Genomic DNA, 2,432 nt, shown 5'->3' on the forward strand with positions numbered 1-2,432 from the left:
ACGCTACGAGAAACGGGCATACGCCTACCTCGGCACCGTCACCCTCGCAGCCCTCATCATCTGGCTCCGCACATGATCCAGGAAACAGCGCCTAGCTAGGACACAGCCCGGGTCGCGTCCGGAGTGACATCGGGTTGTACCTCACGAGGGCCTTCGGCGTACGGTCTGAGCAGCATGACGCAGGGGCGGCACAAGACCGGTCCCGGCGCCAAGTACTTGTCTACGGGGCTCCCCGCCGCCCGGCTTGCCCCACAACTTGCCCGTCAAATTGCCCCCAGCGCTTCCGCTGGGGCGCTCTGGGCATGGGGGCCAGCCCCGCCTGCCGGTCGGCGGCCTCCACCTCGGCCACGGCGTCGCGTTCGGCAGCCTGCCGGGCGCGCTCGGCCGCCTCGGCCGCCCAGCGCGCCGGCAGCGCCAGCGCCTCGTCCACGGTGAACCCGCGCGAGGCGAGCGTCATGGGCAACCGCTGCACCTCGCTCGCGCGCGACAGGTCGCCGCCGAGCTCCTGGGTGAGCCAGACGCGGTAACCGTCGAGGTCCTGCTCGCAGCGGATCATCTCGGGGCAGGAGAGCACACCGGCCAGCCGCATACGCCGGTACAGGCGCGCGGTCGGGGCCGGGGCCGGCAGCCAGCGGTGCAGCGGGATGCGGTCGGTGACGAGGCCGTCGGCGAGCTGCACGGCGTGCAGGATCAGCCGGCGCACGGCCTCCACGCCGACCACGAACAGGATCGGCATCAGCCCGTGCCAGGCCATGGTCACAGGGTCGCCGGCCAGGCCCTTGTCGACGCCGGTCGCGTTGAGCACGACCGTGGCCGGCGTCATGCCGTGCGCCGCGAACCGCAGCAGCGGCCACGAGATGCGACGGGCGGTCAGGTACAGGTCCAGGGCGAGGAACGCGATGATCGCGCCGTCGACATGGCGGCGATGGTTTCCGGTGTCTCCGGCCGCCGGACGGTGTGAAATGCCGTGATGCCGCTGCTGTGGCGGCTCGTTCCTGGCACTGTCTGCTGGCAGGACGAAGGAGTTGCCCGCAGGGCAATCGACCGGGAGCGTGGGCGGGGCAATGGGAGAACAGGGACAGCAGGGAGGCCGCGATCCGGCGGGCGGGGGGCGGTCACCGCAGTTAGAGATCTGGTGCACGCACATGCGGACGCTGGTGAAACAGGCCTTCGGTACACAGAAGAAGGCAGCGGCGTGCATGGGCAGGAGCGAGACGTGGCTGTCCCGCGGGCTGAACGCCGTGGACAGGTACAACACGACACGCATGCCCGCCCGCGAGTTCGTCGACGCTGTCCTGGCAGCCTGCAAGGCCGACGAACAGATGCGGGAGCGGACCCGGGCCCTGTACATGGAGGCACTGGCCACAACCGACAAGGCGCGGCATGACGCCTACCAGGCCACCGACCGGGCCGCCGACCGGACCAGAGCCGCGCAGGAGCGCTGTCAGCAGGCCCTGCAGGCACTGGAAGACCTACAGGCACGCATGGCACAGCAGGCGGAGCAGCATGCACAGCAGGCGCGGCAGCAGGCGGAGCAGCATGCGCAGGAGGTGGCCCGGTGGGAAGGCGGGGTGGAGCGGCTGGAGCAGGAAGGGGCTGCAGCGCGGGAGCGGGAACGCGAGAGGGCTGCGGAGCTGGCCGCGGCAAGGGAGCGGGAACAGAAGTGGGTCGCGGAGCTGACCGCAGCGCGGGCCAGGATCAGCGAGCAGGCCGGGCAGCTCGCCGCTGAACACCGTGGACGCCGGACGGACCAGGCGACGATCGAGGCACTGCGCGTGGAGCTGGTGGCAGCGCACGCCACGATCGAGGCGCTGCGCGTGGAGCTGGTGGGAGCGCACGCCACGATCGAGGCGCTGCGCGGCACGTTGGCGGAGGCGGACACGGCGGCTGCGCTGGAGCCGTGCCGGCATGATCGGGAGGAAGCCGTGCTGGCCGAGGCGATCGCGGTCACCGAGCAGGCCCTGGCGGCGGAGAGGCAGCGGGCCGAGGTCGCCGGTGCGTCCGTCGTCGGGGAGGAGGCGGACCGGCGCAAGCCTGCTGCCGGGCTCATCGCCGTCAGCAGCGCCGGCTTCGTCGTCATGGTGGTCGGTGCTCTGGCCGGCGTGGCCACCGTCATGGCCCCTGCTGCGGCTGCTGACCTGGACTGGGCCGTGGTCCATGAGCTCAGGGGCAACACGGCCGCGGGCATTGCCGCTCTGGCGGCCGCCGTCCTCGGCTTCTCGACATGGCTGGGCGGGCTGCTGGCCCTGATCGGCCGGGACTTCGACGGGGACATCCCGTCGGACATCCTCTCGGAACAGGGCTTCGCCACCTGGGTCTGCCCCCCGGCCCCACGGCGGGGGGGGGGGGGGGGGGGGGGGGGGGGGGGGGGGGGGGGGGGGGGGGGGGGGGGGGGGGGGGGGGGGGGGGGGGGGGGGGAGGGGGGGGGGGGG

The 2,432-nt window shown here is 72.8% G+C and carries 2 protein-coding genes; one reads left to right on the plus strand and one right to left on the minus strand.

Annotated elements, in window-relative coordinates; all coding sequences use genetic code 11:
- Positions 1 to 220 precede the first annotated feature (220 nt).
- Complete coding sequence (locus ACZ6SQ_RS38310) at positions 221 to 1,201, minus strand: DUF2637 domain-containing protein (protein ID WP_469570670.1); 981 nt, start codon at positions 1,199 to 1,201, stop codon at positions 221 to 223.
- On the opposite strand from ACZ6SQ_RS38310, the gene ACZ6SQ_RS38315 reads away from it, so the two are divergent.
- Positions 1,146 to 2,432, plus strand: a 1,287-nt coding sequence (locus ACZ6SQ_RS38315; RefSeq protein WP_469570673.1) for a hypothetical protein, incomplete at its 3' end; no start/stop codon positions are given. The two genes, ACZ6SQ_RS38310 and ACZ6SQ_RS38315, sit on opposite strands and share 56 nt — an antisense overlap.

This window comes from Streptomyces sp. NPDC048600 (assembly GCF_055587025.1).